Annotated in this window: 19 protein-coding genes; 6 read left to right on the forward strand and 13 right to left on the reverse strand. The window is 44.3% G+C overall.

All coding sequences use genetic code 11. From position 1 onward, the window contains the following. Positions 1-379: 379 nt before the first annotated feature. Positions 380-715, forward strand: a complete 336-nt coding sequence (locus L2740_RS05445; RefSeq protein ID WP_248949097.1) for a hypothetical protein — start codon at positions 380-382, stop codon at positions 713-715. Between the two features lie 29 nt (positions 716-744). On the opposite strand, the gene glpK is transcribed toward L2740_RS05445, so the two are convergent. From glpK to leuA, 7 genes are all read right to left on the reverse strand, one after another. Continuing rightward, a complete protein-coding gene (glpK, locus tag L2740_RS05450; RefSeq protein WP_248949098.1) occupies positions 745-2226 on the reverse strand; it encodes a glycerol kinase GlpK in 1482 nt (493 codons plus the stop codon). An 11-nt stretch (positions 2227-2237) separates the two neighbouring features. Continuing rightward, positions 2238-2789: a nuclear transport factor 2 family protein gene (locus L2740_RS05455; RefSeq protein ID WP_248949099.1), complete on the reverse strand. Its 552-nt coding sequence runs from the start codon at positions 2787-2789 to the stop codon at positions 2238-2240. A 305-nt stretch (positions 2790-3094) separates the two neighbouring features. Beyond that, positions 3095-4381 (reverse strand): outer membrane protein transport protein, encoded by a 1287-nt coding sequence (locus L2740_RS05460; RefSeq protein WP_248949100.1) that lies wholly within the window; start codon positions 4379-4381, stop codon positions 3095-3097. A 511-nt stretch (positions 4382-4892) separates the two neighbouring features. Then, complete coding sequence (gene leuD, locus L2740_RS05465) at positions 4893-5498, reverse strand: 3-isopropylmalate dehydratase small subunit (protein WP_248949101.1); 606 nt, start codon at positions 5496-5498, stop codon at positions 4893-4895. A gap of 10 nt (positions 5499-5508) precedes the next feature. Beyond that, positions 5509-6909, reverse strand: coding sequence for a 3-isopropylmalate dehydratase large subunit (leuC, locus tag L2740_RS05470; RefSeq protein ID WP_248949102.1), 1401 nt, complete (start codon positions 6907-6909; stop codon positions 5509-5511). A 3-nt stretch (positions 6910-6912) separates the two neighbouring features. Next, positions 6913-8007, reverse strand: coding sequence for a 3-isopropylmalate dehydrogenase (gene leuB, locus L2740_RS05475; protein WP_248949103.1), 1095 nt, complete (start codon positions 8005-8007; stop codon positions 6913-6915). A gap of 57 nt (positions 8008-8064) precedes the next feature. After that, on the reverse strand, positions 8065-9636 hold the full coding sequence (gene leuA, locus L2740_RS05480) for a 2-isopropylmalate synthase (RefSeq protein ID WP_248949104.1): 1572 nt from the start codon (positions 9634-9636) through the stop codon (positions 8065-8067). A 526-nt stretch (positions 9637-10162) separates the two neighbouring features. Between leuA and L2740_RS05485 the strand changes: the two genes are divergently transcribed. Further along, positions 10163-11935, forward strand: coding sequence for a tetratricopeptide repeat protein (locus L2740_RS05485; RefSeq protein ID WP_248949105.1), 1773 nt, complete (start codon positions 10163-10165; stop codon positions 11933-11935). Here L2740_RS05485 and recQ read toward each other — a convergent pair. Next, positions 11932-13755, reverse strand: a complete 1824-nt coding sequence (gene recQ, locus L2740_RS05490; RefSeq protein WP_248949106.1) for a DNA helicase RecQ — start codon at positions 13753-13755, stop codon at positions 11932-11934. The two genes, L2740_RS05485 and recQ, sit on opposite strands and share 4 nt — an antisense overlap. Positions 13756-13916: 161 nt before the next feature. On the opposite strand from recQ, the gene L2740_RS05495 reads away from it, so the two are divergent. Both L2740_RS05495 and rarD read left to right on the forward strand, forming a co-directional pair. Beyond that, positions 13917-14381, forward strand: coding sequence for a thioesterase family protein (locus tag L2740_RS05495; protein ID WP_248949107.1), 465 nt, complete (start codon positions 13917-13919; stop codon positions 14379-14381). Positions 14382-14548: 167 nt separating this feature from the next. Next, positions 14549-15436: an EamA family transporter RarD gene (gene rarD / locus L2740_RS05500; RefSeq protein WP_248949108.1), complete on the forward strand. Its 888-nt coding sequence runs from the start codon at positions 14549-14551 to the stop codon at positions 15434-15436. 58 nt (positions 15437-15494) lie between these two features. Here the strand turns inward: rarD and L2740_RS05505 are convergent, their stop codons facing one another. The 5 genes from L2740_RS05505 to radC form a co-directional block, all read right to left on the reverse strand. Next, positions 15495-16001: a PH domain-containing protein gene (locus L2740_RS05505; protein ID WP_248949109.1), complete on the reverse strand. Its 507-nt coding sequence runs from the start codon at positions 15999-16001 to the stop codon at positions 15495-15497. An 81-nt stretch (positions 16002-16082) separates the two neighbouring features. Beyond that, a complete protein-coding gene (gene argA / locus L2740_RS05510) occupies positions 16083-17402 on the reverse strand; it encodes an amino-acid N-acetyltransferase (RefSeq protein WP_248949110.1) in 1320 nt (439 codons plus the stop codon). Positions 17403-17847: 445 nt separating this feature from the next. Next, complete coding sequence (gene rpmG, locus L2740_RS05515; RefSeq protein WP_012275560.1) at positions 17848-18021, reverse strand: 50S ribosomal protein L33; 174 nt, start codon at positions 18019-18021, stop codon at positions 17848-17850. Between the two features lie 6 nt (positions 18022-18027). After that, positions 18028-18264, reverse strand: a complete 237-nt coding sequence (rpmB, locus tag L2740_RS05520) for a 50S ribosomal protein L28 (RefSeq protein WP_028773491.1) — start codon at positions 18262-18264, stop codon at positions 18028-18030. Positions 18265-18389: 125 nt separating this feature from the next. Further along, on the reverse strand, positions 18390-19067 hold the full coding sequence (gene radC, locus L2740_RS05525; RefSeq protein WP_248949111.1) for a RadC family protein: 678 nt from the start codon (positions 19065-19067) through the stop codon (positions 18390-18392). Between the two features lie 143 nt (positions 19068-19210). On the opposite strand from radC, the gene coaBC reads away from it, so the two are divergent. Then, positions 19211-20404, forward strand: a complete 1194-nt coding sequence (gene coaBC, locus L2740_RS05530) for a bifunctional phosphopantothenoylcysteine decarboxylase/phosphopantothenate--cysteine ligase CoaBC (RefSeq protein ID WP_248949112.1) — start codon at positions 19211-19213, stop codon at positions 20402-20404. Continuing rightward, the gene (gene dut / locus L2740_RS05535) at positions 20404-20862 is read left to right on the forward strand and encodes a dUTP diphosphatase (RefSeq protein ID WP_248471864.1); all 459 of its coding nucleotides are present in this window, start codon (positions 20404-20406) and stop codon (positions 20860-20862) included. The genes coaBC and dut overlap by 1 nt, the downstream gene beginning before the upstream one ends. The last annotated feature ends 92 nt before the right edge of the window (positions 20863-20954 follow it).

Raw genomic sequence — 20954 nt, forward strand, 5'->3', positions numbered from 1 at the left:
TCCAGCAACCAAGCGGGTTAGCAGCTAATTAGGGGGAAATTTTAATGAAAGAGGTTAACGTGGATTTATGTGGGGATTGCCTAGCAATTATCGACTAAAAAGCAGTAAAAACAGTCACAAAACGGGCGAAAAACTCCACCTCAGGGGTTTTAATGTGGATATTATCCCCAATTTACAGCCAGCAAATACTAACCAAAGGCGGTTTAATTAGCTGCTTGCCTCCTCTAATTAGCCATTTTTTCGAGCAAAATATTAATCATAATTAACCCAAAGCTCATATGACTACACAGCAAATTATTTGCAGACACTCAAGCAAGGTTAAATATTAACCACCAGCTGCCGATAATATAAGTAACCTCTTTAATAAAAGGGCTGCACTATGAGTCTCGATAGTATATACGCCATGCTCGCTAAACCGGTAATCGCCAAGGTGAGGGCTAAACGCAAGGTAAAACAACTTACAGCAAGCGCACAAATCACGCCTGATAACCATGCGCCACAGCAACCTCAATTACCCGAGCATTTAGAACGACGAAGTAATAAGGAAGATCGGCGTCAACAGCAAGATTTAGCTTACCCACTCGATCCCAGCCTTGAGAGAAGAAAAGCACCAACAACCGATAGACGCCAAACACGTGCTTTACAAGAGAATGAGGATCAATCTGAGCCAGAGCAATTAGGATCTACTCACACTAAGATTGATATCAATGTGTAAGTAGAGAGCACCGATATAAATAGTCACAACTATCGAGTTCGCATTACCGCTTGCTGCCAACCACTGTATAGGTTGTCCCGCTTTTCAGCGCTAATTTGCGGCATAAAACTGCGCTCTACGCCTGCTTTAAGCTTTAACTCATCAGTAGATTGCCAAAACCCTACTGCAAGACCCGCCAAAAACGCTGCCCCCATTGCGGTGGTTTCAGTCAGCTCAGGACGCTGTACTTCAACGTTGGTGATATCGGCTTGAAATTGCATCAAAAAGTCATTGGCGACGGCGCCACCATCAACTTTAATCTGTTTAAGCTCTACATCGCTGTCTTTAGCCATCGCATCTAATAGATCGCGGCTTTGATAAGCAATAGCTTCTAATGCGGCACGAATAATATGATTACGATTAGCACCACGAGTTAAGCCAACTAATGCACCGCGTGCATCAGGATCCCAATATGGTGCGCCTAAGCCAACAAATGCTGGGATTAAATATACTCCATTTGTGTCGGCTACTTTAGAAGCAAAATACTCGGTATCCTGCGCATCACGAATAAGCCCCAATTCGTCCCTAAGCCACTGCACGGTCGCACCGCCCATAAACACCGAACCTTCAAGTGCATAGTTGACTTCACCATTGGCGCCAATGGCAATGGTTGTTAATAAGCCATGCTTTGATTGCACCGCCTCTAACCCCGTATTCATCAATAAAAAACACCCGGTACCATAGGTGTTTTTCGCCATTCCTGGTTCAATACATAACTGGCCAAACAGCGCAGCTTGTTGATCACCCGCCATGCCTGCAATCGCAATATTGCTTCCCTCACCCGCTATACGTGTATGACCATATACAGCTGATGAGGGCTTAACTTCAGGTAAAATTGAACGCGGAATACCTAAAGCTTGCAATAACTTGTCATCCCACTCTTGGGTATGAATATTAAATAGCATGGTACGAGACGCATTAGTTGGGTCCGTTACGTGGGCCTTTCCTTCCGTAAGCTTCCACACTAACCAAGTATCAATAGTGCCAAATAGTAGTTCACCTTTTTCGGCACGTTCACGCACGCCTTCAACGTTATCTAAGATCCATTTGATTTTAGTACCAGAAAAATAGGGGTCGAGCACTAAGCCCGTTGTTTTCTTAACATAATCTTCAAGGCCAGCATCTTTGAGCTCATCGCAAATATCTTTACTACGGCGACACTGCCAAACAATCGCGTTATATACCGGCTTGCCAGTGACTTTATCCCAAATAACCGTCGTTTCACGTTGGTTAGTGATCCCAATAGCGGCAACATCTTCACTATGAATATCGGCACGGGCAAGCACCTCGATTAACGTTGAGCTTTGTGAAGCCCAGATCTCCATCGCATCATGCTCAACCCAACCAGGTTTTGGATACATCTGACTAAATTCGCGCTGAGAGCTCGCCACCATATTGGTATTTTGATCAAATACGATTGCGCGTGAACTGGTTGTCCCTTGATCTAATGCGATGATGTACTTCTTTGACACTGACATTTTCCTTATTGGCGCGTTTCTTTGAGCAGGCCGATTTCTGGTTGAACAATCTCTGGCTTAGCCGCATCTTGCCACACTTGCTCATCACAGGCGTGAGCGGGGTAATACCATACCGCATTAATCTTATCGCCATTCAGCTGATAAACACCTAGGCTGCACTGGCTACTTGGCTCACCATCATGGCTCCACTGCACTTCTTCTACGGTGCTAACGTAATTCCCAGTAACCGTAACGCGTCTTAATGTCGCTTTAGCATTATTAAGGCTAGCAAAGTAATCTGTCATTGCCGCACCTAGCTCATTTTGACTAGAGGTTTGAATATCCATCTTCATCGTAGAGACGTTAGACCAATGTATGTTTGGCGTTGTGTGCTTAAGTAACTGCTCAACACTATGATTATTAAAGGCTTGAATAAACTGCCTTACCACCTTTACAGGTTCAGGCTCATTAGCAGCTACAGGCTTAGTCGCCACTACAGACTCTACGCCGCTGTTTGCCAATGACGTAAAACTAAAACACGCTGCGCTAAGCGCAAATAACCAAATTTGGGGTTTCATGGTAAACCTCTTTTATATTCTGCTATCTACAACCATTGATATCTTAAATGCTCCGGCCATCACATATTGTGGTGCCCTCATCTTTTTTACCATGAAAACAGACTAATCGTAATCACCTAAACGCGATAGCTATTAATAACAGCAACAAATCCTCTCTCAAGGGTTAATGGTAAAGAGAGTGACTTACTGTACAAACCCTCTCCCATGCCATCCATGGCATTCGAGGATAAGTACTTCCTGTACAAAAAAGCCCCGCAAATGCGAGGCTTTAAAATCAATCGGGTATTACCCTTAGCACTAACCGATTAGAAACGGTAAGTCGCTTGCACACCCACTAGAATGATGTTGCCGCTAACCTGGCCTTCAAATGTTCCGCCAAACATAGCCGATTGCTCATCGTGCTCATGGATTGGAGATTCATCAGCAAAAATGTAAGTTGCACCAAAATCGAAATCTAGGCTTTCGCTATATTTATAGCCATAACCAACACTTAACCATAAGCGATCCACTTCTGGAATTGTAGTTGTACGGTTAGCATCAGAAACTGCAGCTTGGTCGTAAGCCACACCAGTTCTTAAAGTAGACTTGTCTGACAGCTGGTAAGTTGCACCAACTGCGAAGCGGTAGTTATCTTCCCAATTCTCTTGCTTAACTAAGATAGGATCAGCTGAAATCTCTGGGATCATAGCTTCAAGCTTTTCGAACGAGCTCCAATCAGTCCAGTTAACGCTTGCGTGCATAGCAAACTTATCAGTTAATTGATGGAAACTTGAGATTTCGGCAGTAGCTGGTAATGCCAATTCCATAGCACCAGCGTAGTGGCTAGAAGGTGCTTTGCCTTGAGCGATCATTGCTAAGTCAAAACCTAAACCTTTCGCTTCACCTTCAAGGTTTTGTTCTACTTCAGAGCGGTAGTTAAAACCAATGCGGTTATTGGCATTAATCTGCCACGCACCACCTAACTGCCAACCCCACGCAGTATCATCGCCTTCCATATACTTAAGGGTTTTACCTTGTAATGGACCTACTGAAGTAGGAGCTTGGGCACCAAAACTACCTTCACCTAGGATAAAGCGAACACCGGCACCAACACTGAATTGCTCGTTAATTCGGTAAGCCACGTTTGGGTTAATTTCAATTGCAGTAATTGACGCTTCATTACCAAACTGAGTACCTAGGAAGTCATCGTCCAATTCAGTAGCCATACCAAAGTTGCTACCTAACGCTAAACCAAGGAACCACTGGTCGTTTAGCTGGTGAGATACATAGAAGTTAGGCACAACTGCATTACCAGCAATATCTTTAGCTGATGATGGTGTTGTTTGACCAGCAAAGCTTACGCTGCCATCAACATCGATGTTCGGCATAACCAAAATTGCACCAGTAGATACTTGCGTACCTTCTAGGTAAGTTAGCATAGCAGGATTACGGAACTGCACTGCTGCGTTATCGGCAATAGCCGCTTCACCAGCGTAGGCACGGCCTAAACCCGTTGCCGAATATTCAGCTAATTGAAAACCTGCTGCTTGAACTTGTGTAGCAGCTCCCAACATTGCTGTACTCACAGCAAGAGTAATTAAACGCTTATTCATCTGTAATCTCAATTATGTTAACGAGGAGTAGAGTAATAACTCCATTTTTTAATGGCGGCGATTTTACAATTGCAGAATATCTTTTCAAGTACTTTATCAAAAACAGCATAAAACACTATATGAATTAACTAAAAGCAGCTCAAAACAGGACAAGATCACATTTACCTACCGAAATACGAGGTACAAACTCAATACTTTCGTCGCTGAAATCATTAGGCAAACACAAGAGCAAACAGATAAAACAAATCAAATACATACACTTAAACCCACAAAAAGCACAAAACACCTGTACCTCTTTTAATTTGGTTAATTACAGCATGAATCACTAGCCATTTTATTCAAAAGGTTCTCCCTTATAGAGGTCGAAATAAAAAACCATAAAATACAGAGCATTAACCACACCAAAAACATCCTAAAAACAAAAAGCCGCTTAGAGAAATTCTAAGCGGCTTATCAAAAACCCGACATCGGTACATGTGTACGCTATATTTTAGACCTGTTCAAGGCTAAATCATGCTCTCCACGCAGGGATTTGAGCCTCATATTTAGCAATTGTATCGGCGTGTGACAATGTTAACCCGATAGCATCTAAACCATTCAACAGGTTATGCCTTGCTGATCCAGCAATCTCAAAGTTAAATACTGCACCAGAAGGAGAGGTCACAGTTAACGACTCCAAATCAACTTCAATCTCAGCTCCCTCATTAGTATCAACTTCTAACATAAGCAGTTTAACTTCAGCATCAGCAAGCTTGACAGGTAATAAGCCATTATTAATTGAGTTACCGTAAAAGATATCTGCAAAGCTTGGCGCAATGATGACCTTAAATCCGAAGTCTGCCAGTGCCCAAGGAGCATGTTCTCGACTAGAGCCACAACCGAAATTCTCTTGAGACACTAAAATCGAAGCACCTTGATAGCGTGGCTTATTCAGATTAAAACTTGGGTTAGGCTGATCGCCCGCATCATCTAAATAACGCCAATCATGGAAAAGGTGCACACCAAACCCATCACGCGTCACTTTAGATAGAAACTGTTTAGGGATAATTTGATCGGTATCGACATTGGCACTATCTAAAATAACCGCCAGCCCTGTATGTTTAGTAAATGGTTGCATCTAATTACTCCTAATAAGGCTTACGAATATCAACGAAGTGACCCGCAACCGCAGCGGCTGCGGCCATAGCTGGACTCACTAGATGAGTGCGGCTACCACGGCCTTGTCGACCTTCAAAGTTACGGTTACTTGTCGATGCACAGCGGTCGCCAGCTTCCAACTTGTCATCATTCATCGCTAAGCACATTGAACAGCCGGGTAAGCGCCATTCAAAGCCTGCCTCCAAAAAGATTTTGTCTAGCCCTTCAGCTTCTGCTTGCTCTTTAACTAAGCCAGAGCCCGGTACTACAATCGCCTTAACGCCAGCAGCAACTTTACGCCCTTTCGCATGTACCGCTGCAGCGCGCAGATCTTCAATACGTGAATTAGTACAAGAACCAATAAACACCTTATTAATGCTAACGTCTGTCATCAAGGTGCCTGCAGTAAGGTCAACATATTGCAGCGCGCTTTCAATGCTGGTTTTAACTGTAGAGTTAGTTTCATCAGCTGGATTAGGTACCAATTGGTCAATCGCAACCACTTGCCCAGGGTTGGTCCCCCATGTTAGCTGCGGCGCAATATCTTTAGCATCTAACACTACTGATGCATCAAATACGGCATCAGCATCTGTTTTAAGCTCCTGCCAAGCTGCTAACGCTTGCTCCCAGTTCGCACCTTTGGGCGCAAATTCGCGACCTTTCAAGTATTCAGCCGTGGTAGCATCTGGGGCAATCATGCCCGCTTTTGCACCCATTTCGATAGCCATATTGCAGACGGTCATACGGCCTTCCATCGTCAGCGCTTCAATCGCCTCACCACAAAACTCAACAACATAACCTGTACCGCCGTCCATACCGATCTTACCGATAATGGCTAGCACAATATCTTTAGCCGTTATTCCGCTAGCAACATGACCGCGTACCTCAATTTTCATAGTTTTAGCTTTTAATTGACGCAAAGTCTGCGTCGCCATAACATGCTCAACCTCAGAAGTACCGATACCAAACGCTAAAGCGCCAAATGCACCGTGTGTCGCAGTGTGTGAGTCGCCACAAACAATAACCGTACCCGGCAAAGTGATGCCAAGCTCAGGGCCCATTACATGCACAATCCCCTGGTTTTTATGATGAATATCATATAGGCGCACACCAAACTCTTTACAGTTACGCTCAAGGGTTTCTACCTGAGTGCGTGCCATAGGGCTTAGTGCTTCTAAGCTCGCACTGGTGGTTGAAGTATTGTGATCCATGGTGGCAAAGGTCTTTCCTGCCGCGCGCAATCTGCGCCCAGCAACTTCTAAACCACTAAAAGCTTGCGGTGAAGTCACCTCATGCACTAAATGCCTGTCTACATAAATGATTGGTGCTTCGCCTTCTGGTGCCACAACTACATGGCTGTCCCAGACTTTTTCATACAACGTCTTAGCCATGACTTAAGCTCCCTCACGGATTAGTTGCGCAATGTAATCACCCATTTCACTGGTTGATTTAGCGTTATGGCGCTGATCACTGGCAAGTAATTCGCCAGTTAGGTAACCATCGCTCAAAGCTTTACCCACAGCCGCCTCAATGGCAGTTGCCGCTTCTTCCTGCTTTAGGCTATGGCGTAATAAAAGGGCTGCCGACAAGATTTGCGCCACCGGGTTGGCAATACCTTGCCCAGCAATATCTGGCGCACTACCGCCTGCAGGCTCGTATAAACCAAAGCCTGAGCTATTCATACTAATCGAAGACAATAAACCCATTGAGCCCGTTAGCATGGCAATTTCATCTGAAATAATGTCACCAAATAAGTTAGAGCACAGCATGACGTCAAATTCATCAGGGCGGCGTAGCAACTGCATAGTCGCGTTATCGATATAGATATGTTCAAGCTCAACATCAGGGAAGTCTTTAGCGACGTCTTCAACCACTTCACGCCAAAGCACAGAACAAGCTAATACATTTGCTTTATCAACTGAGGTAACCTTTTTACGGCGGCCTTGCGCAGTTTCAAAAGCTATCTTAGCAATACGGCTGATCTCTTTGCGGCTATAGCGCATAGTGTCAAAGGCTTCTTCATTTTCGCCCTCACCTTGACGCCCCTTCGGCTTGCCAAAGTAAATACCGCTGGTTAGCTCTCGCACACAAAGCACATCAAAACCTCGAGATGAGATATCGCTACGCAGTGGCGACATATGTTCAAGCCCAGCATGCAATTTTGCCGGACGCATATTACAGAACAGCTCGAAATGACCTCTAAGTGGCAGTAGTGCCCCGCGCTCAGGCTGATCGTTTGGCGCTAAATGCTCCCATTTAGGTCCGCCTACAGAACCAAACAAAATCGCGTCTGATGCTTCACAACCTTTCAATGTTGCTTCTGGTAACGGGCAGCCATGAATATCAATCGCTGCGCCGCCCACATCATATTCGCTATACTCTATCGACAAAGCGAATCGCTCTTCGGTTGCTTTAAGCACTTTGCGCGCTTCAGCCATCACTTCCGGCCCAATACCATCTCCAGCCAGTACTGCAATCTGATAACTCATACTTCAGCTAACTCCTGTATTTTTAAACTTAAATTCTGTCATTTAATTGTGGATTCGTTACACACTGCCAAGTGCTTGCTTAGTTTGTTGAATGCGCTCTTTGCAATCGGCAACCATGTCGGCGCGCCAAGTCAGATTCATCACATGAATAAGCGCCTTAGCCGAGGCTTCTACAACATCGGTCGCTAGCCCTAAACCATGAAAATTCTGCTCACGGTATTTAGCTGTAATATCCACTTGGCCTAATGCATTTTGCCCTTCACCCTTAGCGCTCAATTGATAACTAGTGATATTGATTTCACAACCTGTTGCCCGCGCAACCGCTTTATAAGCGGCATCGACAGGGCCGTTGCCCGTAGCAGCTTCAGTAACAACATCGCCATTTATCGCGACTTTCACCGTGGCAGTTGCGCTGCCTTCTGTTGAGTCTGAATGCACAACTAATTGCTGTAATTTATAATGATCATCGGCTTCAGCTTGCGCCTCCATAAAGGCAAGGGCTTCTAAGTCGTAATCAAATACTTGGCCTTTTTTGTCCGCTAACGCCAAAAACTCTTCGTACAAGATATCCATATCATAATCATGCTCGCCATAACCTAATTCCGTCATGCGGTGCTTAATCACATGACGACCTGAACGAGAAGTCATATTCAGGTTATTACGATTAAGGCCAATGCTTTCTGGCGTCATAATTTCGTATGTATTTTGCGCCTTTAACATGCCGTCTTGATGAATACCGGAGGAATGAGTAAAGGCGTTAGCACCGACAATCGCCTTGTTGGCTTGTACTGGCATATTACAAAGCTGGCTCACCAAACTAGAGGTACGGTGGATCTCTTTAGCGTTAATGCCTGTTTCTAACCCTAACTCCCCTTTGCGTGTCGATAAGATCATCGCAATTTCTTCAAGTGAACAGTTACCCGCACGCTCACCAATACCATTAACGGTACATTCAATTTGTCGTGCACCATGTTGCACTGCGGTAATAGAGTTAGCGACCGATAAGCCCAAGTCGTCATGACAGTGAACCGAGATCACTGCTTGATCTATATTCGGCACACGGTTAAACAAAGTTTGAATAATGCCGCCAAATTCACTTGGTACTGTGTAACCCACAGTGTCAGGAATATTAATAGTGCGCGCGCCCGCTTTGATCGCCTCTTCTACCATACGGCAAAGGTTATCAATCGGTGTACGACCCGCATCTTCACAAGAAAACTCCACATCATCGGTAAATCGACGAGCGTATTTCACCGCACCAACAGCCATTTCCAATACTTGGTCGAATGAACGCTTTAGCTTACTTTCAACGTGAATGGTTGAAGTTGAAATAAAAGTATGGATACGGAACTGATCCGCTACTGACATAGCTTGCGCTGCAGCATCAATATCTTTTTCAAGTGCACGGGATAAAGCACAAACGCGGCTATTTTTAATCGTGCGAGCAATAGTTTGTACTGACTCAAAATCTCCTGGAGACGACACAGGAAAACCCACTTCCATTACATCTACACCTAAACGCTCTAGCGCGAGTGCAATTTGAAGTTTTTCTTTAACCGTTAAACTTGCTGCTAATGCTTGCTCACCATCACGTAAGGTGGTGTCAAATATAATCACTCGGTTAGACATCTATTTTCTCCATCGAACATCATTGTTCAGTTATGCGTTCACGTTGCTATTGGGCAATTTAGATACAAAAAACCCCGCGTTGGTTGCGGGGTCTATTTATGCTGGCTGTTTAAAAGCGTATAGCACTAAGTCCTCCGCGCAGGTTCTGCGAGAATGAGAATAAGGAGTCCTAATAATGCATAGCTACATTTCATCACTTTTTATTCAACCTAAGTAAATAATTATTCCACACAACACTGTGAGGACGGTTAATTTTTAACTTGCCCGGGCATCAGTGTCAACCATGAATTCGCTTACCTCAGTTATTTTCAGGTGGATTATCGCTCAAAAAAAGCAAAATAAAGATATTTTATAGCGCAAATTAAATCATTAGCGATTTAATATTGTTTCAACTCGTACAAATCATTAACCTGCCGCAATATTCTCGCGCCCCTAGCTTTTTTATGCATATTTTATTTAGATTCGCTATAATGCGGCTTTAGTTCGAAAGATAGCGGATAAGGATCCTCCTCTGGAGCGTTTTAAAATGGATTTTCGTCTTATAGTCGCCAGTTTTTTACTGTGGCTTTCGCCTGCCCATTCGTTAACGCTAGAGCAATTTGATCAATTAAATAGCGCCACTTTCCAATACCCCAGCAAAGCGCTTAATAACATCCACCTTATCGAAAAAAACATCAAAGGCCATGCCAATCCTAGGGTGCTGCAACTGCGACTAAATGCCCTGAAGTGTGAAACCTATTTACAACTTGGTGAAAATGCCGCTGCAATCAATTTAGCCAGACTGAACGAGGCTAAAGCCAAACAGTTACAAGTTGATGAAGCCAGACCTTACTTCCTAAATTGCATGGCTCAAGCCTATGTCAATTTTGGTAACTACCAACGCGCTTTACCGCTAATACACTCATCAATTTCGTTATCGCGCTCCTTAGAGCAACCTCAAGCATTGATTAATGGGTTATGGCTAAGAAGTCAGCTCGATGCAGATGTGTTGCGTAATAACACCGCAATTGAAGATCTTCGACTGGCGCTTGACCTTTACCCCTTAGTAGCCAGCCAGACAAGACAATGGCTATTAACTCCGATTGCCTACCTAAAGATCTCGATGGCCAAACAGCTCCTAGAAGAGGGTGAGCAGCAAGAAGCATTTACCTACCTAAACAAAGCATTAAAACACCCAGATAGCGAGGGTAAAGTGGCATTAAGCTTATTGATTGATGCCGCTAATTTGGCGCAGTTAAACCAACAACCCAAGCTAAGAGATGATTATATTCAGCAGGCGAGAAGTAAATTAGCCGAGCTAGGTACCCCTACTGAGCTAGCAATAGCTTATAAAGAGATAGCGTTTATTGACTTTGCTAGCGGTAAATACAGCAGTGCTGAACAGCTATTGCATTTAAGTTTGAATACTTTTAAGAAGCAATCGAATACACGAGAGATGATGAGCGCATTGCGCCTACTTGGCCAAGTAAAGCTGGCCCAAGGACAACAAGATTTAGGACTTGAAAAGTTAGAACAAGCGATTGCTATCGCAAAAGAACAAAAGCGCTACACAGATTTAAAGTTAAGCTATGCAATACTGGCCGAGTACTTTGCAGCGAAGAAAAACTTTGAACTAGCCTATGAGTACCAACTAAAGCAATTTCAAGCTGCGGAAAATAACACATCATTTGTGCAAAACATTTGGTTGTCGCACTTGAAGTCGGATTTAAGTAGGCAACAACAAGTTTCAAGTGAGCAGCTAACCAATAACGCCGCAATCATGCCGAGCCAGTTGATCCCTAGCCCGTTTATTCCAATCTTGTTTATCTTGTTTAGCTTAATTATTTTTATCGCTTGGTATCACAGACAAACGCCGAACAAACACGCTACGAACAAAGAACCAGCTCCAATCAAACCCAATGCCACTGGCAAGCAAAGGTTAGAAGATATGCTGGCAATTAGTAAGCATGCCAATTATCAACTGTCGCTGCTAGTACTGAATCCTAGTGAAATACAAGCTAGCGATATGCCCATTATGATTGAGCAATTAAAAACGAAGTTAAGAGAACAAGATTTACTGTTTTTACAGTCAGAGCAGCAGTTATTAATTATGTTGCCACATACCTCTGAGTCAGGGGCTGTCAACGTTATTAAGCAGTTGTCTGAAACGGTCGCGCTGTGGCAAAACGATAGCAAGGTCAATATTGGCCTTGCTTGTATGCAGCAATTTGATAATTTGCAGTCAATGATAAAGCGCGCAAATGTGAGCCAGCTGAGAAGAGCTAAACCAATTAGCTCAAGCCATGAAAGCAGCAATTAGCCTTGCGCAAGATAATCAGCGATTTCATCGAGGAACTCGCCACCAAAGCGTTCAAGCTTGCGCTCACCCACACCGTTTACTGCTAGCATTTCACCTGGACTAGTTGGCAATATTGCCGCCATTTCAGCAAGAGTGGCATCGTTAAACACCAAGTATGGTGGCACATCCAACTCTTCAGCAAGCGTGCGACGCAGCAACTTAAGCCGCGCAAATAGCTTACGGTCGTAATTTAGTGGTGCCCGCGGGTTAGTACTGCGGCGCTTAGTGGTTTGAATCACTATTCTAGGTTCTGCCAGTAACAACTCAACTTCACCTTTAAGCACCGCACGTGCAGACGGATTAAGCGTAACAGAAGATCCACGAGTAATATCTTGATTAGCTAAGCCTAAATGGATTAATTGACGAATAACACTTAACCAATGCTCGTGGCTTTTCTCTTTACCTATGCCCCAAGTGGATAACTTGTCATGGCCACGCTCAATAACGCTGGCTGACTTTGAACCACGCAGCACTTCAATCAAATGATTGATACCAAAGCGCTGACCAATACGGTAGATGCAAGACAGTACCTTTTGTGCGTCTTGAATACCGTTATATTTCTTTGGTGGATCTAAGCAAATATCACAGTTACCACATGCTTGGTTGGCTGGCTCGTCAAAATAATGCAGCAATACTTGGCGACGACAGGTTTGCGCCTCGGCAAAGGCCGCCATGGTATTGAGCTTATGAAACTCAACCTGCTGCTGCGGGCCCGGCTCAGACTGCTCGATAAGGTGACGCACTCGACCAATATCAGCGGGATCAAATAGCATCAGGGCTTCAGAGTCTAAACCGTCACGTCCTGCACGGCCCGTCTCTTGATAATAAGCTTCAACACTCTTTGGAATGTCGTAGTGCACCACATAACGTACGTTGGACTTATTAATTCCCATACCAAACGCCACAGTAGCGACTACGATATCAAGCTGATCTTTTAAGAACCTGTCTTGAACATCGGCGCGCTCTTCTTGGGTTTTACCCGCATGGTACGCTTCAGCTTGATGGCCTTGCAAACGCAAGCGTTCAGCAACCTCATCCACGCGGCGACGGCTACTGCAATACACGATACCACTAGTGCCATTTTGCGCAGCAATAAACTGCCGTAACTGATTAGCAGCATTAAGCTTTTCAGCCACGGTGTAGCGAATATTGGGTCTATCAAAGCTAGTTAACAGTGAATGCGGCGTAATGGTTAACCGCTCGCAAATATCAGCACGAGTGGCTTTGTCAGCCGTTGCGGTTAGCGCCATAATCGGCACATAAGGGAACTGCTGACGCAACTGACCTAACGCGGCATATTCAGGTCTAAAGTCATGACCCCACTGTGAGATACAGTGCGCTTCATCAATTGCAAATAAAGAAACATTAAGCTCATGCAAACGGTCGATAAAGCTTGCTTGCAGCAAACGCTCGGGCGACACATACAATAGCTTTAGTTCACCATAACGCATCTTTTGTAGCACTTGCAGGCTTTCTTCTCGCGGTTGCGACGAGTTTAAGTAAGCGGCAGACACACCAGTTTGAATAAGACTATCAACTTGATCTTTCATCAGAGAGATCAAAGGTGAGACCACCACAGTAAGACCGGGCAATACTAAAGCTGGTAGTTGATAACACAGGCTTTTACCACCGCCAGTGGGCATGATCACCAGGCAATCTTGTCCCGCGCAGATCTGCTCAATAACCTCACGCTGTCCTTCTCTAAAGGTACGGTAACCAAATACCGACTGCAGGGTAGAAGATAACTGATCGACTGGAGTCTCGAGCGCCGCCTGATCCATAGTGAACCTGTGTTAAAAATAAGGCCGACTATTCTAATTGAGGCTGACGCTGTTGTCGCTATCGATTATTGCTAGTGGCTAAATTTTAAGCTTGCATGGCGCTATCCATTAGCGATAGATTAAATACTCTAATAAGATGCTAACCAACATAGGGACGTCAAATGAGTCAGCACATTCAACAAGAAACACTGCGCAGAGTGGCAGAGATTTTTGACCAACATGTACCATTTCATAATTTACTGGGCATGGATATCAAGCGTTACGATATGCAAGGCGTTGAGATAGAAGTAAAGATGAAACCGGAGCTCATAGGTAATATCCATCAACAAATCCTCCATGGTGGCGTAACGGCAACCGTGCTTGATGTTGTTGGTGGCCTCACTGCGTTTTCAGGGCTTGTTGCCAGCCGTGACGACTGGACCTTAGAGGAGCTAGAACAGCGAATAAAAACCTTAGGTACGATAGATCTCAGAATCGATTATTTAAGGCCTGGGCGTGGCGAAATATTTACAGGCACAGGAACCGTGATCCGAGCCGGCAACCGAGTATCTGTGTCGCGCATGGAGCTACATAACGAAAAAGGTGATCATATTGCTTTTGGTACAGGCACTTATATGGTTGGCTAGATAAGCCAACGACTACGCTATTTTTCACCAAGATAGTGGCAGTAAAAGTTGCCTTAGTGTCACTTTCAAATAACAGCCACGGCGCTAACTAATGCGCTGGTCCGGCTTGAGTCTCACTCGCTGCACGACTACAATCTGCGCCTACTTTCCTATTTAGCACAATTCCGATGCAAGAAATTGAATACCGTAAAGGCATAGTCTATGCCGTTTGCGCCTATACCCTTTGGGGATTTGCCCCACTTTATTTCAAACTGCTAGAAAACGTACCAGCAGCAGAGATCTTGCTACACCGAGTGATTTGGTCATTCGTGTTTGTCACTATACTAATCGCCCTATTTGGTGGCTTTGCGCGCCTACGCCACTTACTCAAGCAGCCAAAACAACTTGCTGTTTTATGCCTGACTTCAGTACTTATTGCAGGTAACTGGTTACTGTTTATTTGGGCAGTGAATAACGATCACATGCTAGATGCCAGCTTAGGTTATTTTATTAACCCTTTGGTGAACGTAAGTTTGGCAATGATATTTCTAGGCGAGCGCCTACGTAAGCTGCAATGGGCAGCAGTAGCGCTGGCAGCTACTGGCGTGATGATCCAGCTGATCTCATTTGGCTCAATCCCATTAGTGTCGCTAGGTCTTGCTTGTTCATTCGCTTTTTACGGTTTGCTGCGTAAAAAGGTCAATGTTGACGCCAAAACAGGCCTATTAGTGGAAACAGCAATTTTATTGCCAGTTGCGTTGGTTTACCTGTTTAGCAACACAGGTGACTCATTAACTCACTTATTGGCTAACGATCTGCACCATAACTTGCTGTTGGTGGCTGCCGGTATCATTACTACTGTGCCGCTGTTGTGCTTTGCATCTGCCGCGGTACGCATTCCGTTTTCGATGCTGGGTTTCTTCCAATATATCGGCCCAAGTATTATGTTCATCTTGGCAGTCGCCTTATTTAACGAGCCATTTGACGCAGAAAAAGGTATCACCTTTGCGTTTATTTGGGCGGCGCTAGTGCTCTTTACTTTAGATATGCTGTATAAGCGTAAAGCTAAGAAGTAAAAGCTTGATATAACTAAAAAGCGAACCAGATGGTTCGCTTTTTTATTACCAATTCAAACTAATTGCCAACTATTTGCTCTGGATTTTCTAAACTCAAAATCAACGGATAATTACGTGTGGTTGGCAGCAACACTATGTTGTCAGTACTTGTGGTTGCCACAAATGCCTTTTGCTCATTGGCGAGCCTAAACCAACCTAACTGAAAGCCAGGCATACCCACTCCATTAGCTCTTAGATCGGGTTTAAGCTCAGGCGTCTCATTCCAATCCACTCGCTCCACCTTAGCCAAATTCACTTCATTTCGTGGCAAACTAAAGCCATAAAATGGCACGTCTAAAGTTACAGTGTCGCCGCTGATAATCAGCTCGGCATCATTTACCTTATAAAACATCCAGCTAAACGCCAGCACCATAGGCAATAACACACCTATTGCAACCGCTTTACTCACTTTAGGCATGTTCTTTAAATAAATGAAAACGCCTAAGCCAATAAGAATGGCGAGTAAAACGATAAAGCTCCAATGCCCTGTAGAAGTCAGAGGAGCAAGCTGATAAACCTGAGTCATAGCAGCGCCTTTAATGCTGAAAATTAACGGCTATTGTTGCATTAAGGCATATTATGTCAACAAGCCACGTTAAATCTAAAGCTATAAATCTAAAGCTAAGATCTTAGATTTACGTTGATAGTTGTACAGCTGCTTTTTCTTTTCTGGTAACTCATCGACCTCAACCATGTTAAAGCCATGCTCTAGGAACCAATGAATACTGCGGGTTGTTAAGGCAAATAAACGGGTATAACCGCGCACACGAGCCTGACCAATAATGTTTTGCAGTAGCAAGCTGCCCCTGTCTGCATCGCGGTATTCAGGATGCACCACTAAACAAGCAAACTCGCCGGCGTTATCTTCTTCAAAAGGATAAAAAGCGGCGCAACCTATCACTAAGCTATCGCGTTCAATAAGCATAAACTGCTCAATCTCCATCTCAAGCTGCTCGCGAGAACGTCTGACCAAAATACCTTTTTGCTCTAATGGACGGATTAAATCTAAAATACCACCAATATCGCGAATGGATGCACGGCGTAAACGCTCTGCGCTTTCAGTTACGATTTGAGTACCAATACCATCACGAGAGAACAGCTCTTGCAGTAAAGCGCCATCATCAAGATAACTGACAAAGTGACAACGACTCACTCCATTGCGGCAGGCATCAATACTTGCCTGTAAGAAGGCCTTAGTACCAACACAAAGTGGTGATAACTCCGGTAAGTTATTTAGAATATTTTGCGCATCAGTCGGCATAAGCTCAGCAATAACTTGGCCAGTCTCATCCAAAATACCTTTTTGCGAACTAAAGCCAATCATCTTGTCAGCTTTAAGCTTAACGGCTATTTGGGTGGCAACTTCTTCTGCGGTTAAGTTAAAGCACTCACCAGTCACTGATGCAGCCACAGGCCCTAATAACACTATACCGCCGCTATCTAACTGACGCTTGAGCCCTTGGCTATCAACCCGACGTACCTTGCCACTTAAACAATAATCAACGCCATCTTCGACCCCGAGTGGCTGCGCGATAACAAAGTTGCCGCTAACCACATTAATCTGAGTTCCTTGCATCGGCGTATTACTGAGACTCATCGATAAACGCGCAGTGATATCAAGATGTAAAGCGCCCACAACTTGCTTAATCACTTTCAACGACTCTTCTTCAGTGATCCTCACACCATTGTAATATTCGGCTGGCAAACTGTGTTGAGTTAAGGCTTCGTCAATTTGTGGCCTAGCACCGTGCACCAGAACAATTTTAATCCCAAGGCTATGCAGCAGTGCAATATCGTTGATGATGGCGCGAAACTGCTGTTGCGCTAGTGCTTCACCGCCCAACATAACGACAAAGGTTTTGCCCCTGTGGGCATTAACATAGGAGGCAGAATGACGAAATCCATCAACAAGTTCAGTTGTGCGCACGCTAAAATCACCTTAACAATAATTAGAGACTCATTTGGATCTGGCGATCCAGTAAGCCCCAAATACTACTGAATTTAAATTCAATTAAAAAGCATTTATTTTCATTTCAGCGATTTATTTTACTCCACAAAAATTCAGCATAAATCTAAACAAAATAATTTAATATCAGAGTAAACATATCATTCAAGGCTGTTAGTCATTAAATAAATAACGAACCTAAAGTGGCTTTGTTACGGTATATATGCAAAATAATTTAAGATGCAGGTGAAAATATCGTTGAGGATAAACAATGGACTGCTCGACGAGCATTTAACGATATTGAAGCAAACAGAATAGCTAATACAAATTAGTATAAGTTGAAAGGCAGATTAGTAATTTGACTAAAAATCAAGCAAAAAAAAGCCTCTATAAATAGAGGCTTTTTCCAAGATGCTTAAACAAGTAATTACTTGATTTTAGCTTCTTTGTACATAACGTGCTGACGTACTACTGGATCAAATTTCTTGATTTCCATTTTTTCAGGCATGTTACGTTTGTTTTTTTCAGTCGTGTAGAAGTGACCAGTGTTAGCGCTAGAAACTAGCTTGATCTTCTCACGATTACCTTTAGCTTTAGCCATGGTCTATTACACCTTCTCGCCGCGGGCACGAAGTTCAGCAATAACAACTTCAATACCTTTCTTATCGATGATACGCATACCTTTAGTAGATACACGTAGCTGTACGAAACGCTTCTCGTCTTCTAACCAGAAACGGTGGTTCTGTAGGTTAGGTAAAAAACGACGACGCGTAGCATTCTTCGCGTGCGAACGGTTGTTACCAACCATTGGTCGCTTGCCAGTTACTTGGCATACTCTTGACATGTCAATCTCTCCAAAACAATATTTAACGCTCGAGCATTAATGCACCTCGAACACGGCCGTCGCCTGAGGCACACAACAGAGGGCGCATTTTATACAGGATCTAAAATCAAAGATCAAGGAATAGATTAATCAATCCATCCCCTTTCAGCGAAAGAAACTATCTCTCGATCACCCACAACCATGTGATCCAGTAAGGAAACATCAATAGTTTGTAGGGCTTGTTTCAATCGCTCAGTAATTCGTCTATCGGCTGAACTTGGTTCTGCAATTCCAGATGGATGATTGTGACACACGATCACAGCCGCAGCCTTTTTTTCAAGCACCAAGCTCACCACTTCACGTGGATAAACTGACGCTGAATTTATAGTACCTCTAAATAATTCAACGAATTGAATCACTCTATGTTGACTATCTAATAGTAAAATAGCGAACACTTCATAGGCACGATCAGACAATTGTCTCATTAAATAGTCCCGAGTTAAATCAGGATCAGATAAAATTTTTCCTCTTTGTAGGTTTTCTCTCGAAATTCTTGCGCCTAATTCCACTGCAGCCTGCATTTGCGCAAATTTTACCGGGCCAATTCCATCTAGCCGACAAACTTGCCTTTGAGACGCGCTAAACAAGCTTCTGAGGCCACCAAACTCATTAATCATGACCTTTGCCAGCTCAACAGCACTTAAGCCTTTTAAACCCACTCTAAGCAACACAGCCAATAATTCTGCGTCAGATAATTGTTTTACACCCCGACTCAATAATTTTTCTCGCGGCGCTTCACCTTCCGGCCAATCCTTAATTGCCATCACAACCTCCTTGTTGTTTTGAGTATGGTCTAGATTTTCTTAAGTTGTTCATCACCATTAAATGGTTTGTGATATCTTAGGCCAACTTCTGCTGTGCAACCTGTTGTTTGCTAGCAACGTGATTATCAACATAGAGTTTAAGTATGGGTCTCACTAACAAAAAAGTACTTTTGGGAATTGGTGGCGGCATTGCCGCTTATAAATCTGCTGATTTAGTGCGTAAATTAAAAGAGCGCGGCGCCGATGTACGCGTTGTGATGAGTCAAAGTGCGCAAGAATTTATTACGCCACTCACTCTACAAGCACTATCTGGCTATCCAGTTGCCACAGACCTACTTGATCCAACGGCCGAAGCGTCGATGGGCCATATCGAGCTTGCTCGCTGGGCCGACTTAGTCATTATCGCTCCAGCTACCGCTAATCTTATTGCCCGCGTCAACGCTGGCATGGCAGATGAACTGATTACGACTACCTGTTTAGCAACTGAAGCGCCTGTCGTGCTGTGCCCAGCAATGAACCAGCAGATGTACCGCAATGCAGCGACTCAAGCCAACTTAAAGCAAGTTAGTGAGCGTGGCATACATATTTGGGGCCCAGATTCTGGCTCACAGGCTTGTGGTGAAGTTGGCCCAGGTAGAATGCTTGAACCTATCGCGATTGCCGAAAAAGCGGCAGCTTTTTTTGGTCCTAAACTGCTGCAAGGCATGTCGTTGTTGTTAACCGCAGGCCCTACTCGTGAAGCAATTGACCCTGTGCGCTATATCTCGAACCACAGCTCAGGCAAAATGGGCTTTGCCTTGGCCAAAGCCGCCGCAGAAATGGGGGCAGAAGTCACTCTGGTCGCCGGGCCTGTGAACCTCGCAACGCCAAATGGTGTTAAACGCATCAACGTTGAGTCAGCTCAAGATATGCTAGATGCTGTGATGCCACAGGTTGAACAGCACCAAATTTTTATTGGCTGCGCTGCAGTAGCCGATTATCGCATTGCCGAAGTCGCAGAAAGCAAAATTAAAAAATCAGCTGAGCAGATGCAACTTGCGCTGGTTCGAAATCCTGATATCTTAGCCAGCGTTGCCAGCCATGCGCACCGACCATTTACCGTCGGATTTGCAGCTGAAACCAATGACGTAGAGCAATATGCTCGCGGTAAGTTGAGCCGTAAAAAGCTCGATATGATCGCCGCTAACGACGTATCAAATACCGATATTGGCTTTAACAGCGACACGAATGCATTAAGCGTGTTTTGGAGCGATGGTAGCACCGACTTACCCGCTGTAGATAAAGATACATTAGCTAAGCAATTGCTTACTTTAATCGCGAATAAAATAAAAAACTGATGAAAACACCAATCGAACTAAAAATCCTCGATTCACGGATCGGTACTGAATTTCCGCTGCCAGCTTATGCAACAACCGGTAGTGCAGGTATGGACCTACGTGCTATTACCGATACCCAGCTAACGATTCAACCGGGCGAAACAGTACTTATTCCAACAGGGATTGCAATTCACGTTGCCGACCCGAGTTTGGCAGCAGTTATTTTACCGCGTTCAGGCCTTGGCCATAAGCACGGTATTGTACTGGGTAACCTCGTTGGTCTAATCGATTCAGATTACCAAGGACCGCTAATGGTTTCTTGCTGGAACCGTGGCACAGAGCCTTTTACAATCGAAATTGGTGACAGACTCGCACAGCTGGTTTTTGTACCTGTAGTTCAGGCTGAATTTAAACTCGTCGATGAGTTTAATCAGTCAGATCGCGGTCAAGGTGGATTTGGCCACTCAGGAACCAAATAACCGATTTTAGCGACTATCGCGTAATCATTTTAAATGGATAGCACGGAGCAACGTTTCCTTGCCGTCTCGCTCAGTAGTAATCGAGTGAAGGA

This window comes from Shewanella pneumatophori (assembly GCF_023283895.1).
Lineage (GTDB): Bacteria > Pseudomonadota > Gammaproteobacteria > Enterobacterales > Shewanellaceae > Shewanella > Shewanella pneumatophori.